The following is a 21,872-nucleotide window of genomic DNA, read 5'->3' as shown; positions in this document are numbered from 1 at the left end:
TTAAATTTGGTACTCGACGGGATTTATTGATCAGTGCGTCAATATCACCAGACTTCACTAACTCTTGATAGCGATAAAATGTATCTCTTGAAACACCCATCACTTTGCATGCTCTGGATACATTCTGAAGCTCTTCAGCTAAATTGAGCAGACCTACTTTGTGTTTAATGATTTGATTGTTAGTATGCAACATAAGAAAGTTACCTTTGTTTGATTAAGATTTCGACACCTTTATCAAAACGGGTAACTTTCTCTTTTTCAAGAAGAATGTACGATCAAGTCTGAACTAATACACTTAAAGCCCATGTCTTCCAAAGCATCTGCATAATGTCGAGCTTGCTCTCGGCCCTGATGCACACTGACACTAGCTTTTTTAGCCTCTAAGACCGCAATAGGCTGACCTTCTAAATCAAAAAACACATAGTCAACAAAGCCTTTTTGCCCATCGCGCATGTCTACAGGAAATTCGAGCTGAACCTGCTGTGGATCGGTAATATCCCAACCCGCGGTTAACACCATATTATCAATGATAAATTTACGCGTCTTTTCTTCATTCCACTGTAAGCTGTGGGCAACATGGGTACTTCTCGCACGTTTTTGTTGAGCGAGTTCGGTACTGATTTTTTCTACTTTTAGGTTCTTTAAACGCTCTTTATCTAATTCTTCTCTTAACTTTTGATTCTCTTCATACTGTAAATTGAGCTCTTTTTCAGTCGCAGAATGCTTTTCAATATTTTTAAATGTAGGTAGAGCTTCATTGGGAACTTTACAGTAGTTCACCATCAGATACTGCCCGATTCCAAAGGCTGTACCTAAGCAAGCAAAAGCTGTTTTTTGATTACCCAAAGCACCATGCGCCGTCAAGTTACCTTGTTGGCGTAGGTAATCAAGTTTGTATAATAGCGACGGTGTAATACTGTTTTTAAAATCAGACTCAGTGAGCAATTCTGAAAAATTCGCTTTTTGAGGACGTGCTAAAGCTTCAAACTCATAGATAGATTTGACCACTTCTTCTGCAAAAGCACGTAACCGTGTGGTTGCACTGCCCGGATCTGTATAAATTATCGCTTCCGCAAGTGCCCCCAAATCTGCCAAAAGTGGAAAGTTTTCTCTTAGAAATTCAAAGTTCTGAGATTGCATCACAACCCTCGATTTTAATTTATTTATATAAAGTCAAAAACTTAGCAATATAAGCTGCGATATACAATCCTCAGCAGCCTATATCACTCAAAATAAGATCTATATTTGCAGGTAGATTCAAATCTGGAAGTTTAAATTCCATCGTCCACCCTTCAACCAATCGCCAGCAGCCTGTAAAGAAAATTCTTTATCCTGATTGCCATTACTAATTAACTTATAACTCACACCACACTCAGGATCAGTACATTGTGCAATAAAAGTTTGGTTGGATGTTCTAGGCTCAAATTCAGCCTGAGCTAAACATATAGGACAGTTGGTGAAATTTAAGTAATGATCATGCTGTGCTCGTATCACTCGGTAAATATTCTCCGTATTTGCAGCCGAACAAGCTGATGCTAATGAACTTAACTGCTCGGAATTAAGCACATTCACCAATTGCATTTCATCGTTTTTATTTACCATATAAGCATGTAGCCCCAGTTCATTTTTAACAGATTGAGGTACTCTGCCTAAGTTCAGTGTTTTCGAATACGATTGTAAAAATGGCTTATACATCCACTCCAAGACAATCACGATAAATTTTTCAACGGCCTCAAAATTAAACGGATTCGTCCAAACAAAATGCCTGTTTGTTTCTTGAATTTTTAAGTTGCCACCTAATGCAAAAATAACAAGATGTGGATTGTGCTCTAATTCATTCAAAAGACTTTCATGGTGATCTGAGGCAATCGGTACAATACTTAATGTGCCGTGTGCTGAACTAAGGTTCCAAATTTTCAGCTCTGCATCAAATTTTAAAGCACAACTGATATTTCCCCTGTTCAAAGAATAATGCAGATTTGAATCGGACGATTTTGAAATCTGAAAGCCCAAGCTAGAAAAGGCTTGTAAAATAATAAGTAAGCTATATTCCTCAACATAATGAAGCTGAAAATGCCAATAAGCTTCGAACTTTTCCTTAAAATTCGGTGTTTTATTTTTTTGCTCGTATAGGGTTGCCCATAAGCGATTTAAATGCCGATAATGTTGATCATAATTTAAAATATTGGTTTTATGCAGCTGATCGGCGACTTTACGATGTGGTGGTGGGATTTGCACGTATAAACCAGACGATTGCAAAGTTTTAATGTTCGACAACAACTGCTGATTATAGAGAATAGTTTCTTCTAGCTGAGAAAGAATATTTTCTGTTTCATCTGCAGTGAGATTATCTGCCCAAAGTTCACATAACTCATTGCTCAACTTATAATAAGTTTCTGAAGAATCACCTAAATTTAAAGCCGCTTGTAAATTAGATTGCTGTTGCACTAAATCATTGAGACGCGAAGCAATATAAAATCTTAACTTATCAAGCAGTTGTGCAAACACCTTATTTTCATAAATCAGTAGTTCATCATCACTCACTTTCGCAAGTACTTTCTTTGGTCTAATCCCAACTAAACTACGTTGTTGCCATGTTTCAGAATGCCCCGCCAAATAGCGATGCGCATTATTTGAAATTTTTTTCGCACGACTGACATCAACGAGTTCCTCGTCATAACGCATATCCATCCGCGGGTTATAGGCAATATGATGCAGATGCCCTTTTTCTAAGACATCTTGCAACATTTCCTCTAAAGGCTTTAATTGAGTTTCAGCATCAAATACGCTATTCGGCACAAGCGGATTTGGTAATTTGTGAAAAGACTCTCCTATGCCACATTCTCGGACGAGCTCGCCTATATATTGAATTGATTCAGCAATGGTCGGCGAGATCTCAGGTGTATGCGTATGTAAATTTTTATTTGCGTTTAGTCGGATAGAACCACCATCCGCAAATAAAAAACTGAATTTTGGCAATGTGAGAGCCTGAACCTCCCAATCTGTAGCGAGTACATAGCGTTCTGGAACTATTGCATCAACATGCAATAGTTCCTCCGCAGCTAAAGATTGTTGAGTGAGTCGATCTATTAGCTTCATAGATTACCTTTTAAACGCTCAACATCTTGATTCAGTAATTCTAAGCTGATGCTCGGCTTTTCACCTTTAAATTCAAGATCCTGCCAAGTTTCTTCCAAACAAGAAATAATATCTTCGATTTTCTCTGCACGCGTATCATAGCGACCCGTCACTTTCCCCTTACGGAACAGCTTAGTTGCAAATAAGTGATCAAGTGCTTCAGATACTGAACCACCCATTTCTATATAAACAGGAAGGAAGCTATAAGCTTGACGTTCCAAACGATTTCCCCAACTCACACTGACTGCTTTTAAAGCTTCTTCCAACAGACTATTTTGGAGTTTTTCAAAGATCTCCGTCACGACTGCTTGGTGCTTATATTGAGCTTGTTCAAAACTTTGCATCAATGAGCTAAATGAATACTGTTCAGTATTTGCATAACTGATATCAACGTCTTCTTCACTGCGTTTAACTTCCATGACATGGGCACGATCATAAGTTTTATCAGCAAATTCTTTTGTCGTTTCATCATGGTTGGCTGTACCAATAAACCAAACGTTGTGTGGAATTTTGATGGCACGTTTATTGATAAACAACTCAGGTGCTTTTTCATTCGCACTATCCAACAAATTAATCTCAGCACGATCTGGCGTTTCCATGAGAGAGAGGAAATCCGCAAAATATTGTTCCGGCTGTGATAAGTTCATTTCATCTAACAAGATGATTTGTAAAGTATCTTTAAACTTTGGCTGTTGGGCACGGTATAATGCTTGTAAAGCTTCTTTGGTATAAAAACGTTTTTCAAACGCGTTAAAATGACCCAATAAATCTTCACGATCACGCCATCCAGCTTGTACACGAACAATTTCACAGTACTGTTTTTCTTGCCCTTCACCTGTCGCATTGTTGATTGCTTTAGCAAATGCACGCGCTAAGCTGGTTTTACCCGTTCCAGAGATACCTTGAAGTAAATGCAGCTTACTCATCGCTAAACCAGCAATGAATAAACGGATATCTTTTAGACTGTAATAGAACTTCTGTTTTGCAATATTTGACTGCATGATGGATACAAATCGTTGAAGCTCTGGGACAGCTTGCAGTCCTCTTGCTTCACTTCTATAGATCTGATCCATTTCACTCAGACTCTTGAATGGCAACTCACCTTGTTGCTTCTCGACCAAGTCATCAATTTGTGTTCGTAATTGACCAATACTGGTATCTAAAACACGTTTGTGCTCTTCTAAAATGCGCTTTTCTTGTTGTAGATGCTGCTTAGCCATGACACTTAAGCGTGAATTATTCAGTTCATTTTCTAAATCATTATTTCTTTGACGTAACTCAAACACTTGTGACTCTAGATCATCGCATTTCTCTTCTAAACGCTCATTTTCTTCTTCTAAACCTTCTTCTGAACGCTCACTCAATTTAATTCTTAATTCACGATTTCTTTCACGTAAATTCGTTAACTCTTCTTGAACTTCAATGATGCCCTGACCTTCAAGTTGTCTTTCTAAATCGGCATATTGTTGTAATTTTGCTGTTAAAGCATCAATTTCATCTAAAGCCTGATTATGACTGTATTCCAAACTTTCATTCGATGATTTGAGTTTAGTGATCTGTACACTAAATTCATTTCGAATACTATTACGCATCGCTTCGATCGTTGCTTCAAACTGATCTTTGTCATTTTTAAGCTGATGTTCTGCTTGTTCTATTTCTACTTTCTTTACAACAACTTCATGCTTAGCCTGAGCTAGCTCCTGTTCCTGTTGCTGTTTTTCTTCGATCCACGCATTCTGTAGTTCTTGGATTTCAGCATATTGTTGATTAAGTATGTCTTTCTTTTCACTCATAAAACCTGAAATAGCTTCGGCTTCTTTGAGAAGTAAGCTTTCCTCGCGTTCAAGGATCTTTTTTTCTTGCTCCGCTAAGCGTTGTGCCGTATCTGATAGTTTTTCCAGAGCTTCAGTTTGTAGACGATCTAATTCCACTCTTTTTTCTTCTAATGCCTTTTGCTTTTCTAATGCAAAGCCGAGCTCAGCATTTGCCTTAAGGTCTGCTAATGTCGCTAACTGCTCTTGTAACTTAAATTGTTCAGATCTTAAGGCTGATTTTTCAGATGCAATTTTTTTATTTTGTTCTAGAAGTTCAGATTTTTTAACTTCGAGATCCGACTCCAAACGTCTAAGTTCTTGTTCTTGTTTTTGGAGACGACTCTCTTGCGTCATTAATCGCTCATCTTCATCCGCAAGCAATTTTACTTTTTCTTCATAATCTACTTGTTTCAGGCGTGTGTCTTCTAAAGCCAATTCTAATTTTTGTAGCGCATCTTTCACTTCTTGACGCAATTGCTCATCACGGGCTAATAATTCTTCTTTTTCTTTATCAACAACAACGCCTGTCACTTGCTGAAATAACGGTGAAATAGACACTTTTTCTTTCACATCAACTGGAGTAGAAGGAATCCCCATATTTTGAAAACGATTTGTTTTTTTGGATGCTTTAGCCATTTAAATATTACGCCTCAATTGCTGTATAAAATGAAATCCACTCCAAAGTAAATTTAGAGAGGTTTAATGCTGTTGATATATCGATTTCTTCGCCAGAATCATGGCTGCCTTGGTTACGTCGTTCGCATATTTCTATGAGCTGTTTTAGATCTTGCTGATGTTGTTTTCTACGAATGAGAGGATGCTGTTGATATTCCGACACACACAATAAGTTTGAAATAATAAGCGGTTTTAAAGACACGCCGACATGAGGAAATCTGCCCGCAGAATATCCATTTGCACTAAAAACATGTGATGAATTCACAGTTTTCATTTTTTCCACGAGATCTGCAGAAAAATACTCACCCACTTGCAACATTAAAATCGTTTTCATTTGCTCACGATTCAACTGCTTCGGGGTCGTATTTGCATGCTTATGTTTCCATTGACATAACATATGTTTAAAGCATGACTCTAATGCCTTTTGACATTGATTCAATAAATCATCAATATCGTAATAATTCCCCTTTTCTTCCAAGTTTTTCTTTCGCGTGAGTAACCTGTTTAAATGTTGTGAAAGGTTTTCAATACGATCAGAAAATGGGAAATCTACAGACAGTTCAAACGCAATTTCTTCTAATAAACGAGCCTCGAATTCATCGATCGTTTCATCGCTACTGATATCCTGTTTTAAATATGTTTTGATTTTCTTAGCAAAGCCCTGATGCTGCATGGCTAAATCAAAATGTAAGTTTTGTATCCAATCATCATATTTTGAAACATGACAAGGATCTTGTAACTGACAGATATGCGATGAATCCAGACTTTCTTCTAAGTGCGATAAAATAAAGCAAGCTTCTGGTTTTTGAGAATAAAATTGGTAGTTTTTTAAATTTTGACTATCGACATATTGAGCCTTTTCATCCTGATCACGCACTAAAGTTCCGCGCATCGCCATATTGTGTTTTTTGATGGTTTGCGTGATTTTATAATGTGATGGAGCCTGAGGTTCATAAAATTTATGTGGCTCTACAACAAAGACACTGATCAATTTCCCTGAATCGCGACTTCCTTGAATCTTAATATTTGAATGATGCTCCTCTACATCTATCAACGCCAGATCATTGGGAATAAGTCGATCCCACAACTTCCCTGTGATGGCATCCTGTACCAAATAGTAAGTCTTTAGGTCATCATTACGATCAATTTCGTCCTCTAAAGCCTGTATTCCTTTTGCGGTGAGCGTAATCTTCTTAGTTTTATCATCAATCTGAATCAGACCATGCGGTTCTAATTCTGTATCAATAATAAGATGAACCAGTTCTATATCGACACCAATCCAATTTGCCAGCTCTTGACGATCCTGCCGCCCAATATATAAGAGATCTAAAAGGGTCTTTTGAAACACATTAATATTGGTTGTTTTCGCCGCCACTGGTGCCCAAATTCGCCAAATCCAGATTGGCAAAAAAACCATATTTTGTTTCGCATCATCTTTAGGCAAAGCATCATAATATGATAAAAATTGGTTAGAAAATTTTGCCATGCTGACCTCCACATAGTTTTAAAAATGCAGGTAAAGCAGGTACAGCTTCTTGAGTTGCAGGATGTTCGAGCAATGCTTTATCTCCAGTCACAATCAATAAAGAACGTTGTCGACTGAGTGCAACGTTTAAGCGGTTATCCACGCGTAAAAAACCATAAGCACGTGTCAATACTTCGTCCTTCTCAAGCTCAGTTAATGTTTCGACATTAAATTCATTCGGCAAAGTACGTACCAATGAAACAAAAACCACATCAAATTCTTTACCTTGGAAAGCATCTACAGTGCCTATGCGGAGTCGTTCGTCCCCAATATTGGGACCAGTGGAAATCATTCGGTAATTTTCAGTGATTTTATTTCCTGTGGTTAATCCAATTTGAGGATGTTCCATGGCTTTGAAAATAGATTGAATCTGACCACTATAAAAGCTAATTACACCGACACTTAACTCAGGCTTTTCATCCAAAATTCTTTTTGCTTCTTGCGCAATCCATTGTGCTTCACTTGGTCGATGCCAACTGGTGCCAAAGCGTTGCTGCTTTTCGTTGGAAATTGACTTAAATCCACAGACTAAGTCTTCATAGCCACTGATCGCATGAATAAAATCTGTTTCTGGTCGATCTGATTTAATTGGCGGTAATTTATGATTTTCATAAAAGTTTTTACTAATAAAATCACCCAGTATAGGATGCATACGGAATTGGGTATCTAACATCACCACACGCTGAGGTTGCTGCTTTTCCTCTTCTAAACGTTGCATATTTTCAACGAGTCGTTGGAACAAACTCTGCTCTAACATTTCACGCTGTACTGTTTTCCAATCCTCTTGCTGTGACAATTCTTTTTCAATTTTGTCATCCAACATATGAGGTAATTGACGATGATCGCCCACTAATATTAATCGACGTTTTGCCATTGCCATTGGAATCATCAGATCTAGCGGTGTTGCTCGTGCAGCTTCATCGACAATGACATTTTCAAAAACAATCTTATTATCGAAAGATTTTAGATCTTGCATCGCATTACCCGCTGATTGCTGACACGTTGCTGCAAGTACCGCTGTATAATGTGAAATAGCTTCTCGAATATCACCGGTAGAAGTCATTAAATGATAACGGTACTTATCCAAACTGATTAAATGGGCTAAGGTTTTTGACTTTTTCGCTTTATCATGAATATCCTTAAGTAGCTCATCTAATTTTTGACAAGTCTCTTCATCTAACAAGCGCTGTATATTTGCCGGTCTAAAATCAGGTAAACATCGATCAAGCAGTTTGTTTTTTAATTCAATTAATGTTGAAAAATCTATATCTTGATTGACATTGATATTCAAATGAATAAAGTGCTCTAGAACTTTTTGCTCATCGTCCAATAAAATCATTTGTGTATTGTCTTGCTGTTTTAAAAGCTGTAATGAAGCCAGTACTAAACGGCATCGTTGTACACCATCATCAACAAAACTTGATTTTTTTGTGCGCAATGAATATAGAAGTGGATAGAGTTCCATGAGTTTACGAGCAACAGGCAAAGACTGTTTAGGTTCTGTGAAGTCCTCCCACCATTGTTTTAAATCATGAGCTAAATAAATATTATATTTTTCAGACAATTGATCAAAAATACATTGAATTTCTACAATGCTTTTTTGTTTCTGCTCTGCATGCCCAAATCTTAATTTGAGAACATGATCCTCTAACTGTCGATATAAATTTAGAAAATCATTGCTTTCAATTAATGCTTTCAGATCTTTCTGGACGGGAATTGCCCATTTTTCAATGGTATCAACACCATGAAGCTCATCATCTTCATTTCTAATTTTCCCACCTACTCGTAAACCCGCAATGCCCATGACATTACTGCGGTCTACAACGTTATCCACTGCATCGTGCTGATAGCTCGTGAGTAAGATGCTACGTTGAATCTTCTCATGAGATAACTCAGCAATACGTTGCTGTAATGCAGTAATTACTTGCGTTTTACCCGTTCCAGGTGGACCAATAATAATGGTTAAATCTGAACTATTTAAACCGAGTTCTATCGCTTCTTGTTGCTTAGTCGTTGGGCGACCGCCTTTAAACAGCGCTTTGGTTTTAGTGCTCTTCCATTTTTCTTTTCGCAACGTGCGTTCAGGTGTTGCAACTTCAATGCCCTGTAAAAGACCATGTAAGCTTGGCATTGGATTTCGGCGACTCGTAATTAGATTAAGTGCTTCCTGCTGTCGCTTACGTTGAATATTAATCGCAAATATAGATAAAAACAAAAAACCTTGCTTTGTATTCTGGTTTAATGGTGGACGTCGATCTCTCTTTTCTGCAAATTTCAGCAAAATACGATTGTTCTGTGGCTCAATCTGAATAATTTCAGCCCGCCAAGATTTTTTTTCAACATCTAGACCCGTTTCTTTAACATCCAACTGATTATCCAACCAGTCGGCAATCGTCAAACTTAATTGTACCTGCTCATCCTTTTTTCGATCTAAACGATCCCATTTTTTTTCAAAATCTAATAATTTTTCTCGATCTTCAACATAAACATACCAATAACCAGTTTTATGGGCCGGTTCATAGCCACAATACTTCAAATAATTCAGTTGATTTGCACGACGAACTGCATCTTCCCATTGAGCATCACTATACTGTTTCCAAACATCAATGTAGTCACCATGTTGAGCGGTATGTTCTTTTAAAGCAATTTCATGGGCAAAATTATCTATTCTTTTTGCACTTGAATGATCTTTGAACTGTATTTCACCCTGTAGTGCAACTAAGCGATAATTCCCTCTAGGACGTTTTTTACTAATTTTTTCAACTTGCCAATATCCCTGAATTGCTCTAATTTCTAATTGATGATTTTGGCCTACCAATAAAATGTGATGTTCGCTCTGATTGGTATAAAAAATTGAGAATGCCACAGATTTGGAGTGATCAAGTTCAACTAGACACTCTTCTGTTAACCAATCAATTGCAAGTTGAATATCATTCTGTGCGATTTTCCCATCATCCACGAGGAGTTGTGCAATTGCTTCATCCACTGCAATATCTAGATCTAAAACAGTACGGGCTTCTGGTACAAAGCCCGATAAAACGATCGTTGTATTTTGTTTATGGGTAAAAAACCACAAAGCATTTTGTTTGATTAATTCTTTTGCTGATGATGCGGTAATCGAACTGGTTGAGTTCAATTGTATCGGATAAATCTGGTTCTCAAATTCTAAATAGCATTGCTCATCTTCTAAATATAAGTGAACTTGATGATTTTCAGAAATATCTAATTTTTCCAAACACTCAGCTTGCACTACTTGTAGCTGAGCAAGTTTAAACTCATGTAATTTCATAGTACTACCAAGAGAAACGCCAAAAGAATGAATGCGTTTTTTCACTATTCATTTGCAAAGAAGCATGTGTAATCAACAGGTCTTTATCACCTTTTTGGTGGTTTTTTAAAATTTGAGGTTTATGTAAAGTATATGATTTTGAGCCATCTACATTTTGGAGGATGGCATGGTCACCTTCTTCAGGTGTAATCTTTAATCCATCATCCGTTAAGGCAATCCTGAACCAAGGCTGACTCTGTTCATTATCAAAAGAGCTATGCGATGCGTGATAAACAGCCTTTTCTTGCCCTAAACTTAAAAACACTTGCTCAGAACTTGCAAACCAAGGCTGTTCAGCCATCAATGGATCTTGGTCATATCCCCAATATCTTAAGCGTAGATATTCGGTTTTACCTTGGAGAGTATTACAAAATGGACAATTTAATCGCTGATTGACAATAAAACTACTTCGACAGTTTTTTTCCTGACAAAGTAAAACCAAGGAGAATGTTCTGTTTAATTCATCATGCCATTCAGCCATGGTCGGGCGATCATGTAATTTTTCTGCTAAACGACTCGATCCAAAACAACGTTGAAATAGATTAAATAAGCGTTTATTTAACATTTCAAAAACAGGAAAACCCTTCACCGCTATTTCATTTGAGTCATCTTCAACATCAAATACCCAAGGGAACTCCCCTCGAGCGGCTTGTTCTTCGGCAATATCAGGATCTTCGTCCTCAACAGCAATTCCATGATTAAACGGATGCGTATGTGTTAATAATTGAAGTGCAATAACCGCAAAAGACCAGGCATCTGTTTGTATATTGGTGCCTGTTTCATTGCGAATCAGCTCAGGGGCAGCATAACCTTTGGTATAGAAATGATGTTGATTGGATTGTTCCGCATAATGAATATTATCAGCATCGATTAACCAAACTTGATGATGCTCAATTGAAGTAGATACAAAGATATTATGCGGAGATAAATCACCAAAAGCCAAACCTTTACCATGTAGCTTCGCTAAAGTTCCGGCTAATTCTTTTAAAATGAGTAAACGACGCGAAAAACTACCTGTGTCTCTATATTTGATAATATCAAGTTGCCCTTCTGGAGTGTACATACGCTCTATTTGTGAGGAAAGAGGCTCTAGGCCATCCATGAGTTCCATCACATAGCCCGTACGATTTTTTAATTGCAATAAACTCAAAGGTAATGCAATTTTTAAATCACGTAGTGGTAAACGCATCACATTTTGAAATTGCTTACGTACTTCTTTTAATTGACCTTCGGAAAGCTTATTTGTGATTTTTACAACCAAGTTCGCATGATCAGTTTTTAAAACCGTACCTTGCCCTCCTTCACCAATTTTTTCTGTGAGCGTATAGGTCGCTCCTTGAAGATCTTTGACTATTATTTGTTTTGCATCCATCATTTTTTCCAAAAAACTATTCCAATACTTTTATCATCACTGTGTTGAGGTGTTGGCCAGTGAATGAGCTCATGCTGTATATATTTTTTTAATCGCCTTACACTGTGCAATGTCGCTTTTTGAATCAATGCGGACGTAAAGCGTCGTTCATTCAATAAATCTTCACTAATACCATCAGTCATTAATATGATGCCGTGGTTTGGGTCGGTTAAATCAATTTCTTTATAAGACCAATCATCCCATTTTTTGGAATACCCTAAGGCATTGGTCTGATTACTAAATAAATCATCAGACTTCACACCTACATGACCAAAACTTTCTGATTGATAATAAATAGCACCGTCTCCCAACTGAAACAGGCGCACATTTCCCTGACGATTTCCCCAAGCAAATAAACAAGTTGTGGCTGCATCAGTCGGTAAAATATTTTTGTCTTTCAGCAATTTTAGCCAGTACATGTATATTTTCTTCGCCACTTCTTTCTCAGCTAAAGAAAAATCACAATGCTTCAAAACTTCATAGACTGACTGACAGGCTAAGGATGAACCAATATGAGATAGAGGCTTAGAGCCCATACCATCACACACTGCAATGCACCAGTTATTCTTCCAAAACCGGTGCATGACAGCATCTTGATTCAATTTTTTTTCACGCAGATTGCGTGGACCAATCACTGAAACGGAACATAGGGATAAATACACAATTAAAAATCACTCAGATCCAATTCATCATCTGGTAATTTCGAAAAGTCTACTGTAGGAAGTTGATTAGGTGTATTGCTCTGAGAGCGACTACTCACACTCATACTGACAACTCTAAAGAAACGGTGTATCTCTTTTGCATTATGTGCTTCAAATACTTCAGTCGCTTCTAAATCATTCACAAATGCCTTTAACATGTTTTTATCAGCACCTGCACCTATGGCCATTGCCATACGCGATGCCTTTTGTGCTCTGTCAGAATTTTTCAACTTATTAAAAGAAGATTCCCAATTGTCTGTGGGAATACCATCAGAAATCAGAACAATCGTTGGCTTGTAAGCACGACTAGGAATAATTTCTTTATTTTCAATCATCTCTAGGGCCAATTCAAAAGCACCGCCCATTGGTGTTCCACCTGAAGCAACCAAATCATCTGTTTGATTAATTTGCCATGCAGGTGTTAAAGGCACATTCACCTCAGCTTTTGAACCACCAAAAGTAATGATAGAAACCTGAATTTCAGCATTTAAACGACTTTCTTTAGATAATGTGCTGAGAAAATCCTTTAAGGCAGCGTTGAGTGCGCAAATATTATTATCCTGTGTCATACTCCCACTTACATCAGCCAAAATAATGACTGGTAAAGGTCGTGCTGTTGCTACAGCAAATTGTTGCATTACCATTTTAATTTCCCCCTCTCACTTATTTAAAATTAGCTTCGCACAAATTTATTTATCATTTATTTCTGAATTATATGATTTTTATCAAAGAAAAATCACATATTTGTAGATATCTTTTAGTCTAATTTCAATATATAACAGTTTCTCAAACTGAGAAACCGAATTGATTAATCATAGATCAGCCTAAAAGTAAGATTGAATCTAGAACTCAAAACTTTTTTCCGTTTAGGTACAGCATGTTCCCAAAAATGCTGCATTTCACCAGACATAATCAACAAGCTACCGTGTTGTAATGGTACCGTAAATTTAAGCTGGTGATCATCTTTATGACGTACTTGAAAATCTCGAGTTTCCCCAAAATTGACAGATGCAATCGTTGGATTTTTACCTAATTCTGGCTCATCATCTGTATGCCAATTTAAATAATCTTCACCATTTCTATACCAATTCATTAAAACACTATTAAATTGTGTACCTGCGACCTTTTCAATTTGTTCTTTGATATACAGTAAACCTTTGTTCCATGGATTTGGCTGTGACAAAATACCTGAATATTTATAGGCCTTACCCTCATCTCCATACCAACTGGTCAATCTAGGTAATGGAATTTTTTTACCATATAAATGGATATAATCCTGTTTCCACAAAATATTTTTGAATTGGACTTTTTTTAAATCTTCAGCTTGAATTGCACTCCAATCTACTTGCTTTAAATCATACGTATCATTTTCTAGAAAATACTCTACTGAACGATCACTAATTTTTTGTGGAAAAAACTGAGGAGCATAGAACAATGTCCCATTTGGTATTTGAATGATAAATCCTTGATGAGGTTCATCCCATTGACTTGAATATCCATCAACTTCAGGTAACGCAAATGAAAGCGTCTTCATCTGGTTTTCAATTACTACATCAAATAAATCATTCATTTTAGTGAATCTCAATTTTCAGACAAAAGTAAACGTGATTCATATTTTTGGCATCAGTGAATTGCTTAAATTGTTCATGAGTAATAGATAAATTTTCACCCTCTTGTGGTTTGATACTTAACAGGGCGTTATATAATGACTCTAGTCGTGCAGTGCCCCCATAACAGTTACGATCATTACTCACAGCAATAATATAATGCTTACCACCTTTCTCTAAAATTTGATTAAACAATTCAAACTGATCAAAGCCCTCAATATCTAAGATATTAGAAAAAATATGCACATTCATTTTTTCTACATCAATATCTAAATCATCTTTTTTAACATCATCCAACTTTTTATCAAATGATCGAATGGAAATATTTGGCAATTTACACGCCATTAAACCCTCTGCACGAGCTAATGCAATTTGAGACGGTTCAATCAGTATTAGTTTCTCTACTTGTTCTTGAAAATCTAATGTATTCTCCAATAAGAGTAAAGTTGCCAATCCTTGACCACAACCATAGTCATAAAGATGAATCATTTCATCATTGTTATCACTTAACATATCGATAATGTTCGGGACTACATAGTCCCATTGACGTTGAACCATTAAGCCATACGAATATAGATATTGATTCAATAAATCTTGACGATGAATCGTTAAGCGACCTCGATCCAGCCCATTGCGCTTATCACTATCAATTCCCGCAAAATCACGTAAGGTTTGGAAATTCAAATTAGAGGCATTCAAAGTTTTGTTCTGAATTGCATGAAGAACTAAATCATTATGTACCGTATTAATTGCTAAATGGTTCATCTCTATACCCTGTGAATTTCTAATTTATGGGTAAATGTTAGAGAAAATCCTATTTAAACTTTTCATTCTGGAAGCTTATGCCCCTAATACAGTCTTCAACCATATAAATGCCTAAAATACGATGATTCGATCCATAAGTATTAATAAATCACCGTAAGCTTACGATTGCGACTAAACCACTATTAGATCACCCTATCTTTAAAGTGATTAATAATCACGATTTGAGAGATGGATCCGTAAATTTGAACAACTCCTATAAGTGATATTCTGCTCCTCAAATGATGTTATAAACATCAATATATGGAGTATTTTATGGCACGTAGACCAAGAAGAAATCATTCAAACGACTTTAAGGCTAAGGTAGCACTTGCTGCGATCAAAGCAGAAAAAACACTTGCTGAATTGAGTTCTGAGTTTGATGTTCATCAAAACCAAATTATTGACTGGAAAAATCAATTGATCTCAGCTTCCTCACAAGCTTTCGATCAATCAAAAGCTCCATCAGAACCTCCCATTGATCTTAAAAAGTTACATGCAAAAATCGGTGAGCAGGCATTAGAAATTGATTTTTTAGAAGGTGTGTTGAAGAAACTGGGCCGCTTCAACCACAAAAGTTAATCGATCACTCACTTCAGATTTCAGTATCTAAACAAGCTAAGTTACTGAAAGTCTCTCGTGGTTGTTATTATTATCGCCCAAAACCTGTTAGCTCATCAGATCTGAAGCTGATGCGATGTATTGATGAATTACATATGCAATATCCTTTTGCAGGCAGTCGTATGATGCGTGATTTGTTGAATCGTCAAGGGCATCATATAGGACGACGTCATACACGTACTTTAATGAAGAAAATGGGTATTCAGGCGTTATATTGCAAACCAAATTTAAGCCAGGCTAATCAAGCTCACCGTAAATATCCATATCTGCTCAAAGGATTGGCTATTCAGCGCAGTAATCAAGTGTGGTCTACGGATATAACGTATATCCCTATGGCAAAAGGCTTTGTTTATTTATGTGCTGTGATTGATTGGCATAGCCGCAAGGTACTTGCGCATAGGGTATCGATTAGTATGGAGGTGGATTTTTGTATTTCGGCTTTAAATGAAGCGATTGAAAAATATGGATCACCTGAAATATTGAATACAGACCAAGGCAGTCAGTTCACCAGTGATGCATTTATTGATGTATTGAAATCAAATGGCATTCAAATCAGTATGGATGGTAAAGGTCGATGGGTAGATAATGTGATGGTTGAACGATTATGGCGGAGCGTTAAATATGAAGAGGTGTATCTCAAAGCTTATAGCAGTGTCACAGATGCGAAAAAGCAATTAAGTGCATATTTTGAGTTTTATAATTTGAAACGACCTCATTCGAGTCTAGACAAAATGACACCAAATGAGTTTTACTATGATCAGCTACCCCAACAAAACAAGGTGGCTTAACTAGAGCGGAATATCACNTCAGTATGGATGGTAAAGGTCGATGGGTAGATAATGTGATGGTTGAACGATTATGGCGGAGCGTTAAATATGAAGAGGTGTATCTCAAAGCTTATAGCAGTGTCACAGATGCGAAAAAGCAATTAAGTGCATATTTTGAGTTTTATAATTTGAAACGACCTCATTCGAGTCTAGACAAAATGACACCAAATGAGTTTTACTATGATCAGCTACCCCAACAAAACAAGGTGGCTTAACTAGAGCGGAATATCACTTATAAATACGCTTTTAGTTGTTCAAACAAGTGGGACCACCTCTTTCCTGTCCAATAATCTTTGCTTTAATGTGATGCTGGAAATGGGTCTGGAAGTTTAGGAATATCTGCCTCGACCACCACTGCTGTACCGTAAACAAATAATTCCGAAGCACCTTGGGCAATGTTTGAGGTAGAAAAGCGAATCCCAACAATGGCATTGGCACCTAAACCACGTGCTTTTGCAATCATACGATCCATTGCTTCTTGACGTGATTCTTCTAGTAATTCGGTATAAGCCGTTAATTCACCACCCACAATATTTTTAAGTCCAGCCAATAAGTCACGCCCAACGTGTTTACTGCGCACAGTGCTGCCATACACCACATCAATTTGGCGGGAAATACGATGCCCCGGAACAGATTCAAGATTACTGAGTAACATAATGTTTTGAGTGAAGATAAACGAATCTACTGAAGATATGAAATGTACCTCAAAAAAGCAATAAAAAAGCCCACCGAAGTGAGCTGATTTAGGTCTTTGTAGATGGTGTAGTTTCACCATCAAATTAAGTTTTGCTGTACAGAATTACTGCGCTTTACGCTCAGCCGATGATGCAGGTTGTAAAGTTGCATCTGAAGTATTGGCTTTTACACCACCACCTAAAGATTTGTACAACTCGACCTGATTGTTCAGATTGGCTTGCTCAAGTAGCAACAAACCTTGCTCTGCGGCATAAGCGGTACGCTGAGCGTCCAATACGGTTAGGTAGCTGTCAATCCCTGCACGGAAACGTGCATTAGAAAGCTTATAAGTCGTCTTGGTTGCTTCAACCAAGCGTTTTTGAGCAGCTAAACGGTCCCCAATATTTTGACGAACTGCCAAGGCATCATTCACTTCACGGAATGCAGACTGAATTGACTTTTCATAATCTGCCAAAGCAATTTGTTGATCCGTTTCTGAAATTTTGATGTTGGCTTGGCGTGTGCCCCAATCAAAAATTGGCAAGTCGATGCTCGGGCCTACTGCCCAAACAAAACTGCCCGATTTAAACAAATCACTCAAGTCAGTTGATGCATAGCCTGCATTGCCCGTGAGGCTAATGCTTGGGAATAAACGTGCTTTTGCTGCACCAATATTGGCACCCGCAGCCGACAGTCGATACTCTGCAGTACGAATATCAGGACGGTTATTCAGCAAGTCACTTGGTAAGCCAGCGCCAATTGCGGTAGTTTTGGTAATGTGCGTCACACGCTGCGTTGGCAATAACGCACTTGGAACTTGTTCGCCCACCAACAAGTTCAGCAAGTTTTGTGCTTGCGCGACTTGGGTTTTATAGTTGGCAACGTCATTACGTGCTGTTTCTACCGAAATTTGTGCTTGGCGCACAGGTACTTCGCTGTCGATACCCACATCAAAACGCTTTTTGTTCAGATTGTAAGATTCAAGCTGAGCTTTTAAAGTTTGATCTGCCAGTTTCAAATTGGCATTGGCAAACGAGTAGTTGAGCCATGCTTGTGCGACCTGACCAATCAAAGCAATTTGTGTGGCATCACGCGAGCTTTGAGTTGCCAAGAAATTATCTAAGGCATTGTCTTTTAGGCTGCGTACACGACCCCAAAAATCTAGTTCGTAGGCAGTGACACCTAAACCAACGTTATAGCGTGTGTGAGTTCCTAAAGCAGTACCTTGATCTTGACGTAGTACGCCACCGCTAGCACCAATTGTGGGTAACTGGTTGTTTTCGGTAATTTGATAGGCTTGTTGGGCACGTTGGATATTCAGCGTCGCTGTGCGTAAATCACGGTTATTGTTCAATGCCATATCCAAAACTTGTAATAAGCGTTGATCGGCAAAGAAATCTTTATAACCTTGTTCAGCCACTGAAGTACCCGATGCAGCAGCAGTATAGCTGCTTGGAATACTTGCCTGAGCGACGGGCTCTGGCCCACGCATACTTTGACAAGCTGTCAAAGCAAGCGCGAGGGCAGAAACCGCAATACCACGKCCTGTATGCGACCATAAGTTTTGCATCACGATACATGCTCCTGATTATTTTGTTGTTTTGGTTTGTATTTAAAGATACTTCTAATCCAGACATAGAATACAGGAATAAAGAAGATCCCTAACAAGGTTGAGCTAATCACACCACCTAAAACACCATAACCGACCGAGTGTTGGCTACCTGCACCCGCACCTGATGAAAGTGCAAGCGGCAATACACCAAAACCAAAGGCCAACGTGGTCATAATGATTGGACGTAAACGCATTTTTGCAGCATGCAAAGTCGCTTCAAACAGGTCTTCACCTTTTTCTTGTAGCTCTTTAGCAAATTCTACAATCAAAATCGCGTTTTTAGCAGATAAACCAATCACGGCAATAATTGCCACTTGGAAGTAAATGTTGTTGGATAGGTTCGGGTTTTTGAACAAAATCATACCACTGAAGGTGAGCAATAATGCTCCGACAATACCCAACGGTACCACCAACAGCACCGAAAATGGAATAGACCAGCTTTCATACAAGGCTGCCAAACATAAGAATACAATCAGTAATGACAGTGCATAGAGGAATGGTGCCTGATCGCCCGATTCACGTTCTTCAAGCGATAAACCTGTCCATTCATAATCAAAGCCATTTAAGCCCATAGACGGTAGTTTTGCGACAATTTCTTCCATTGCTTGCATGGCTTCACCAGAGCTGACACCTGGCGCAGGTGAACCCTGAATGTTCTTGGCAGATACGCCATTATAGCGTTCCAAACGCGGTGAACCATAAGTCCATTCACCTGTTGCAAAGGCAGAGAATGGCACCATATCACCACTATTGTTGCGAACATACCACTTGTTCAGGTCTTCAGGCATCATGCGTGAGTCTGATTCAGCTTGAACATAGACTTTTTTGACACGACCACGGTCAATAAAATCATTGATGTACGAACCACCCCAAGCCATGCTCATGGTGCTGTTGATTTCAGCAATGCTGACACCTGCCGCACCTGCTTGCGCTTGGTCAACAATAATACGGTACTGTGGTGTATCTTCCTGACCATTTGGACGCACCCCCATTAGGCGTGGGTCTTTCGCTGCTTCACCCAATACTATATTGCGTGCCATGGTGAGTTTTTCGTGGCCATTGCCCGCAGCATCTTTCAGTTGCAAGTTAAAGCCTGAGCTGACCCCTAATTCTGGCATCGCAGGAAGCTGTAATGGCATGATGTAAGTGGCATCTTTCACAATCATGTTCAGTGCCATACCACGCTGGATGATTGCACCGACTTGTGATTCAGGACTCGTACGCTCACTCCAGTCTTTTAGCTTAATGAATGCCATACCTGCGTTTTGACCAATCCCTGTAAAAGAGAAGCCCGAAACACTAAATACCGACTCCACATGCTCTTTTTCATTTTCTCTGAAAAAGTTGCTCATGCTGGTCATGGTGGCTTCAGTACGTTCCAAAGTTGCATTTGGCGGGAGTTGTACCAATGTCATCACCACACCCTGATCTTCATCAGGTAAGAATGATGATGGTAGTTTTTGGAACAATAACACAATAATGCCCAGTACCACTGCATATAAAACCCCCGAGAAGATTTTATGATGCGTCATGCGGTTAACACCGCCTTGATACTTAACCGAGAGCTTATCAAAGCTGCGGTTAAACCAGCGGAAGAAACGCGCAAAAATACCGTTGCTTTCAGGTTTGTTTGGATCGTGCTGTTTGAGAATAGTGGCACACAGGGCAGGGGTAAAGGTCAACGCCACCACCAATGACAACACCATTGCAGTCACAAGAGTAATAGAGAATTGACGATAAATAACGCCCGTTGTTCCACCAAAGAATGCCATAGGTATAAATACCGCAGACAATACCGATGTAATCCCGATCAGTGCGCCTGAAATCTGTTTCATCGACTTTTCAGTTGCTGCCACAGGGTCAAGATGTTCTTCGACCATCACACGTTCTACGTTTTCCACCACAACAATTGCGTCATCGACCAATAAACCAATCGCCAGTACCATGGCAAACATGGTCAGAGTGTTAATCGTGAAGCCAAACATATTGATGACGGCAAAAGTACCCAATACCACCACAGGCACGGCCATGGTTGGAATAATTGTGGCACGCCAATTCTGTAAGAACAGGAACATCACAATAAAGACCAAAATGATCGCTTCAATTAATGTTTTAACAACACTCTTAATCGAAAGTTCAATAAATGGCGTGGTATCAAAGGCCAATTCATCCTTTAAACCTGTAGGGTAGTTTGGACGTAATTGTTTGAGGCGTTCTTCGACAGCTGCAGCAGTATCGAGGGCGTTAGCACCTGTAGACAATTTAATTGCGACACCGCCTGCAGGCTTACCGTTGTATTTAGAAATAAACTGATAGTTGTCTGCACCAAGTTCAATTCGTGCCACATCACCCAAGCGCACTTGAGCGCCCGAAGCGGTATTTTTTAGGAAAATATTGCTAAATTGTTCAGGTGTTTGCAGCAAGCTTTGCGCAGTAACCGTCGCATTCAAAGCTTGACCTTGAATTGAAGGTGCGCCGCCCAATTGACCTACCGCAACCTGTGCGTTTTGGGTGCGAATGGCTTGAGCAATATCACTTGGTGTGACTTGCAAACTTGCCATTTTGGCAGGATCCATCCAAATACGCATAGCGTATGAGCCACCAAAGACTTGCACTTCACCCACACCTGCAACACGGCTCAGCGGTTCAGAAATGTTAGAGTTAACATAGTCTTTAATGTCATCGGCAGAAAGGCTTTCATCAGGTGAGTAAAAAGCGAGAACCTGTAAGAAGCTTGCGCCTGATTTGGTGACTTTTACGCCCTGACGTTGCACATCATCAGGCAACAGCGCCGTAGCAGATTGTAATTTATTCTGTACTTGAACCTGTGCAATATCTGGGTCGATGCCTTGTTCAAAGTTTAATGTAATCGATGCAGAACCATTACCCGCACTGTTGGATGAAATATAGCGCAGTCCATCCAAGCCGTTCATTTGCTGTTCAATGATTTGTGTTACCGTGTTTTCCACAGTTTCAGCAGATGCACCCGGATAGGTTGCAGCAATGGTGACCGTTGGCGGTGCAATGGTCGGATATTGGGCAATTGGCATATTGGTGAGGGTAATAATCCCCGCCAACATGATCACCAATGAAATCACCCATGCAAAAATGGGGCGATGAATAAAAAAGTGAGCCAT

The 21,872-nt window shown here is 38.8% G+C and carries 15 protein-coding genes and 1 pseudogene; 2 read left to right on the top strand and 14 right to left on the bottom strand.

Annotated elements, in window-relative coordinates; translation table 11 throughout:
• The 11 genes from BJN41_RS14705 to BJN41_RS05865 form a co-directional block, all read right to left on the bottom strand.
• A partial coding sequence (locus tag BJN41_RS14705; RefSeq protein ID WP_141730375.1) for a helix-turn-helix domain-containing protein occupies positions 1-193 on the bottom strand: 193 nt, incomplete at its 3' end.
• A gap of 65 nt (positions 194-258) precedes the next feature.
• Complete coding sequence (locus BJN41_RS05910) at positions 259-1,140, bottom strand: type I restriction enzyme HsdR N-terminal domain-containing protein (protein ID WP_070153972.1); 882 nt, start codon at positions 1,138-1,140, stop codon at positions 259-261.
• A gap of 117 nt (positions 1,141-1,257) precedes the next feature.
• Positions 1,258-3,099 (bottom strand): hypothetical protein, encoded by a 1,842-nt coding sequence (locus BJN41_RS05905; RefSeq protein ID WP_070153971.1) that lies wholly within the window; start codon positions 3,097-3,099, stop codon positions 1,258-1,260.
• Positions 3,096-5,588, bottom strand: a complete 2,493-nt coding sequence (locus tag BJN41_RS05900) for an AAA family ATPase (RefSeq protein WP_070153970.1) — start codon at positions 5,586-5,588, stop codon at positions 3,096-3,098. The genes BJN41_RS05905 and BJN41_RS05900 overlap by 4 nt, the downstream gene beginning before the upstream one ends.
• A 7-nt stretch (positions 5,589-5,595) precedes the next feature.
• Positions 5,596-7,113, bottom strand: a complete 1,518-nt coding sequence (locus BJN41_RS05895) for a hypothetical protein (protein ID WP_070153969.1) — start codon at positions 7,111-7,113, stop codon at positions 5,596-5,598.
• Entirely contained in the window at positions 7,097-10,441 is a 3,345-nt protein-coding gene (locus BJN41_RS05890; RefSeq protein WP_070153968.1) for a DEAD/DEAH box helicase, read from the bottom strand. Before BJN41_RS05890 ends, BJN41_RS05895 begins: the two co-directional genes overlap by 17 nt.
• A gap of 4 nt (positions 10,442-10,445) precedes the next feature.
• Positions 10,446-11,855: a protein kinase domain-containing protein gene (locus tag BJN41_RS05885; RefSeq protein WP_227515216.1), complete on the bottom strand. Its 1,410-nt coding sequence runs from the start codon at positions 11,853-11,855 to the stop codon at positions 10,446-10,448.
• Positions 11,852-12,526, bottom strand: a complete 675-nt coding sequence (locus BJN41_RS05880; protein ID WP_070153966.1) for a PP2C family serine/threonine-protein phosphatase — start codon at positions 12,524-12,526, stop codon at positions 11,852-11,854. The genes BJN41_RS05885 and BJN41_RS05880 overlap by 4 nt, the downstream gene beginning before the upstream one ends.
• A 29-nt stretch (positions 12,527-12,555) precedes the next feature.
• Positions 12,556-13,236 (bottom strand): vWA domain-containing protein, encoded by a 681-nt coding sequence (locus tag BJN41_RS05875; RefSeq protein ID WP_070153965.1) that lies wholly within the window; start codon positions 13,234-13,236, stop codon positions 12,556-12,558.
• Positions 13,237-13,400: 164 nt separating this feature from the next.
• Positions 13,401-14,162: an alpha-ketoglutarate-dependent dioxygenase AlkB family protein gene (locus tag BJN41_RS05870; RefSeq protein ID WP_070153964.1), complete on the bottom strand. Its 762-nt coding sequence runs from the start codon at positions 14,160-14,162 to the stop codon at positions 13,401-13,403.
• Position 14,163: 1 nt separating this feature from the next.
• Positions 14,164-14,964 (bottom strand): hypothetical protein, encoded by an 801-nt coding sequence (locus BJN41_RS05865; protein ID WP_070153963.1) that lies wholly within the window; start codon positions 14,962-14,964, stop codon positions 14,164-14,166.
• Positions 14,965-15,264: 300 nt separating this feature from the next.
• Here BJN41_RS05865 and BJN41_RS15135 point away from each other — a divergent pair.
• Positions 15,265-16,409 (top strand): IS3-like element ISAba14 family transposase gene (locus BJN41_RS15135; protein ID WP_099046175.1). Its coding sequence is split into 2 segments (ribosomal slippage): positions 15,265-15,529 and positions 15,529-16,409, totalling 1,146 coding nucleotides; the frame shifts between segments, so codons are not numbered across the junction.
• A 20-nt stretch (positions 16,410-16,429) separates the two neighbouring features.
• Positions 16,430-16,663: pseudogene (locus BJN41_RS05850) on the top strand (integrase core domain-containing protein); the annotation flags it as partial.
• A gap of 83 nt (positions 16,664-16,746) precedes the next feature.
• Here the strand turns inward: BJN41_RS05850 and BJN41_RS05845 are convergent.
• The 3 genes from BJN41_RS05845 to BJN41_RS05835 form a co-directional block, all read right to left on the bottom strand.
• On the bottom strand, positions 16,747-17,103 hold the full coding sequence (locus BJN41_RS05845; protein WP_019837046.1) for a YbjQ family protein: 357 nt from the start codon (positions 17,101-17,103) through the stop codon (positions 16,747-16,749).
• A 144-nt stretch (positions 17,104-17,247) separates the two neighbouring features.
• The gene (gene adeK / locus BJN41_RS05840; RefSeq protein ID WP_070153962.1) at positions 17,248-18,693 is read right to left on the bottom strand and encodes a multidrug efflux RND transporter AdeIJK outer membrane channel subunit AdeK; all 1,446 of its coding nucleotides are present in this window, start codon (positions 18,691-18,693) and stop codon (positions 17,248-17,250) included.
• Positions 18,693-21,872, bottom strand: coding sequence for an efflux RND transporter permease subunit (locus tag BJN41_RS05835; RefSeq protein ID WP_070153961.1), 3,180 nt, complete (start codon positions 21,870-21,872; stop codon positions 18,693-18,695). The genes adeK and BJN41_RS05835 overlap by 1 nt, the downstream gene beginning before the upstream one ends.

The organism is Acinetobacter towneri, assembly GCF_001758345.1.
In the GTDB taxonomy this organism is placed as follows: Bacteria; Pseudomonadota; Gammaproteobacteria; order Pseudomonadales; family Moraxellaceae; genus Acinetobacter; species Acinetobacter towneri_A.
This window is presented reverse-complemented; position numbering and strand designations above follow the sequence as displayed.

Coding starts and splice junctions, on each gene's coding strand:
- BJN41_RS05900 (WP_070153970.1), bottom strand. CDS start 5,588: ATGGCTAAAGCATCCAAAAAAACAAATCGTTTTCAAAATATGGGGATT.
- BJN41_RS05910 (WP_070153972.1), bottom strand. CDS start 1,140: ATGCAATCTCAGAACTTTGAATTTCTAAGAGAAAACTTTCCACTTTTG.
- BJN41_RS05845 (WP_019837046.1), bottom strand. CDS start 17,103: ATGTTACTCAGTAATCTTGAATCTGTTCCGGGGCATCGTATTTCCCGC.
- BJN41_RS05895 (WP_070153969.1), bottom strand. CDS start 7,113: ATGGCAAAATTTTCTAACCAATTTTTATCATATTATGATGCTTTGCCT.
- BJN41_RS05890 (WP_070153968.1), bottom strand. CDS start 10,441: ATGAAATTACATGAGTTTAAACTTGCTCAGCTACAAGTAGTGCAAGCT.
- BJN41_RS05865 (WP_070153963.1), bottom strand. CDS start 14,964: ATGAACCATTTAGCAATTAATACGGTACATAATGATTTAGTTCTTCAT.
- BJN41_RS05885 (WP_227515216.1), bottom strand. CDS start 11,855: ATGATGGATGCAAAACAAATAATAGTCAAAGATCTTCAAGGAGCGACC.
- BJN41_RS05905 (WP_070153971.1), bottom strand. CDS start 3,099: ATGAAGCTAATAGATCGACTCACTCAACAATCTTTAGCTGCGGAGGAA.
- BJN41_RS05870 (WP_070153964.1), bottom strand. CDS start 14,162: ATGAATGATTTATTTGATGTAGTAATTGAAAACCAGATGAAGACGCTT.
- BJN41_RS05875 (WP_070153965.1), bottom strand. CDS start 13,236: ATGGTAATGCAACAATTTGCTGTAGCAACAGCACGACCTTTACCAGTC.
- BJN41_RS05835 (WP_070153961.1), bottom strand. CDS start 21,872: ATGGCTCACTTTTTTATTCATCGCCCCATTTTTGCATGGGTGATTTCA.